Below are 2,825 nucleotides of genomic sequence, written 5' to 3' on the forward strand. Positions count from 1 at the left end.
CCGCGTGGTGCCCGCCCGCCGCCCGCCCGCCGGACCGGCCGCTGCTGTACCGCGTCGCACGGGCCGCGTGGTGCCCGTACGCCGCCCGCCCGCCGGACCGCGTCGCACCGGACGCGTGGTGCCCGTACGCCCTACCGCGGCACGGGTGGGCGCGCACGTGCCACCGGACCCGCGTGCCGCACCGGACGAGTGCCGCTTGGAACCTCCGCTGCCCCCGGCCTTCGTGCGCACGCCGCCGCCGCGCGGTACCCGCGCCCGCAGGGAGTCGGACCGTCCGGTCCGACTGCCCCACCCGTCCCCCTACAACTCCGCCAGCAACTCCGCCTTCTTCGCCGTGAACTCCTCGTCCGTCACCAGCCCCGCCTGGTGCAGCTCCCCCAAATGCCGGATGCGGTCCGCGATCGTCGCCGGGTCCCGGCCCGCCGCGCCCGCGCCCGCCGCGCTCCCCGCCCCCGCCGGCTGTGGCGCCGGAGCCGGGCTGTTGGTGCGGGTCGCCGAGAGGACCGCCGCCGCGAAGGGGAGTGATTCGTGCACCGGGCCGTAGCCGAGGCCGAAGACGACCGCCGACGGGTCCTGATCGGCCTGGGCGGGGCGCGTCGCGTCGCCGCGGCGCAGCAGGCGCAGGTAGCCGTCGAAGACGTCGGGCGAGCGCCATTCGACGCCGCTCAGCTCGCCCACCGGGAAGCTCTGGTCGCCCGCCTTCCACTTCGCCGACGACGCCCCCGTCCAGAACCACCGGAACGACACCTGCCGCCCGTCGAAGGACGCCTTCGCGTCGTACGCCTTGAAGTGCAGCGGTGCCTCGGGGGCCGCCACCAGGAAGCGCCCCGCGGGCTCCCCGGCCGCCGGTCCCAGCTCCGCCCGGAGCTCGTCCGCGTAGTACTCGGCGAGCGTCTCCCGCTCGGCCGGCAGGACCAGCCGATACGGATCGGACCCCTCCTTCAGCTGCCCCGCCGCGGCCTCCATCAGGGGGTCCGCCCCCGGTCTCGGCACGGCGTGCAGCACGACCGTGCCCCGCTTGCCCGGGGAGAGCGTCACGGCCGCCAACGCCTCGTACGGCACGCGTCGTTCGCGCAGCGCCTGGAAGAGTTTCGGCGTTCGTATCCCCCGGTCGAAGCGGATGAGCACGGCGTCGGTCTCGAACTCCCAGGTGGCATGAATTCCGGCCAGCACATCACCCATGCGCCTCATCGTAGGCGGCGTGCGCCCGCACGTCGCCCCTCGGAACGTGGCCGAACTCCCGTCCTCTCTACGCGCGTCAGATCCGGTCAGACGCCGGTTCGGCCGGAAATTCCACTGCGGCAGGCGGCCGCGGCGCCCGCGCACGTGAGGCCCTCGTACGTCCCGGCTCCTATCTCGGCGAGGTTGTGGAGGCTCTCCGTACCCGGCTCGAAATAGCCTGCGTGCCCGGCCGCCCCGGCGGCCGAGAGCACCCGCGCCCCGAACTCGGGCGCCACCGGATCGGCGCCGTGGCCCACCCCGCCGACCTCCAGATGCGGCACGTCCTGGATCCAGTCGTCCGCGTCGCGCATGGCCCACACCCGCGCCCGCGTCTTCAGCTCGGCCGCGTTGGCCACCCGCATACCGGGGCTGCCGGCCACCGCAACATCCGTCACCCGCGCCGGGAGCGAGGGTGCGGCGACCCCGCAGAGCACAGAGCCGTAGCTGTGGCAGAACAGCGCCACGCGCGCGTGGCCCGGCAGCCCGTCCACGAGACGGAGCAGGCGCACGGAGCCGTTCGCGGCGAGCCGCCCCGTCGCCGCGTCCACGCCGACCCCGGCGGGCGCCGTGTAGTCGGCCCAGGCGATCACGGCGGTCCGGGTGCGGGGCGCGGCGCCGCGCTCGGCGGCGTACAGCGACTGGGCCATCCCGGCCGGGGCGGAGTACTTGCGGTGGGTCTTCTGGAAGGTGAGCAGGTTGGTGTCGACGCCCGGCACGATCACGGAGACCCGCTGGGCCCGGTCGATATCGCCGAGCACCTCGGCCGCGCGCCCCGGACCGGTCGGGTCGAAGGCGAGGATCTGCCGGTCCTTGCGCATCAGCGACTCGAAGCGGTGCACCCGCCGTACGGCCTCGTGGCGGCCGGCGGCCGAGAGCCGGGAGTCGTCCACCCGGGAGCGTTCGGCACGCAGGGCCCGGTCGAGGGCGTGCCGGTTGGCGCGGTAGCGCAGGGTGACCGGGGCGCCGTCGAGGTTGCCGACGACGAGCGGGTGCCGGTCGGCGAGCCAGGCGCGCTCGGAGCCGCTGAGCGAGGCGAAGAACGCGGCGACGGCGGAGGGCGGCGAGGCGACGTCCGGCAGCGGCAGGCCGTCGACCCGGGCGTGCCGCCAGGCGGCCAGCGCGGCCTGCGGAGACTCGCCCGACCCGCGCTTATGCCCGATCGTGGTCCAGCCGGTGGTGGCCAGCAGGACGAACACGACGGCGAGCGCCAGCAGCATGCGCCGGACGGAGAGTGTGGGGGAGGCGTCGAAAGAAGTCACTGCGGGACACCCTAGGAGAGACCCGCACCCGGCCGGGCCCAGGGTGATGTGGATCACGCTCCGGCCGGGGAATACGCGCCGGTAATGTCACGCTCCGTACCCGAACCCGGTACGCTTCGCCGAGCGCGCGGAGACCGCGCGATCCTCGGCGCCGCCCTTGAGGCCTCGGCCCAGCACCAGCCTCGCGCGCGCAGTCCGCGTGATCCACGGCGCCGCCCTTGAGGCCTCGGCCCAGCACCAGCCTCGCGCGCGCAGTCCGCGCGATCCACGGCGCCGCCCTTGAGGCCTCGGCCCAGCACCAGCCTCGCGCGCGCAGTCCGCGCGATCCTCGGCGCCGCCCTTGAG

At 75.3% G+C, this 2,825-nt stretch carries 2 protein-coding genes; both read right to left on the reverse strand.

Translation table 11 applies throughout. The features are described from left to right. Nucleotides 1-300: 300 nt before the first annotated feature. Nucleotides 301-1,182: a DUF4429 domain-containing protein gene (locus tag IEZ01_RS34345; protein ID WP_019886018.1), complete on the reverse strand. Its 882-nt coding sequence runs from the start codon at nt 1,180-1,182 to the stop codon at nt 301-303. Between the two features lie 86 nt (nt 1,183-1,268). Continuing rightward, a complete protein-coding gene (locus tag IEZ01_RS34350) occupies nt 1,269-2,480 on the reverse strand; it encodes an alpha/beta hydrolase (RefSeq protein ID WP_019886016.1) in 1,212 nt (403 codons plus the stop codon). Between the last annotated feature and the right edge of the window lie 345 nt (nt 2,481-2,825).

It is taken from the genome of Streptomyces purpureus (assembly GCF_014648195.1).
Lineage (GTDB): Bacteria > Actinomycetota > Actinomycetes > Streptomycetales > Streptomycetaceae > Streptomyces > Streptomyces purpureus.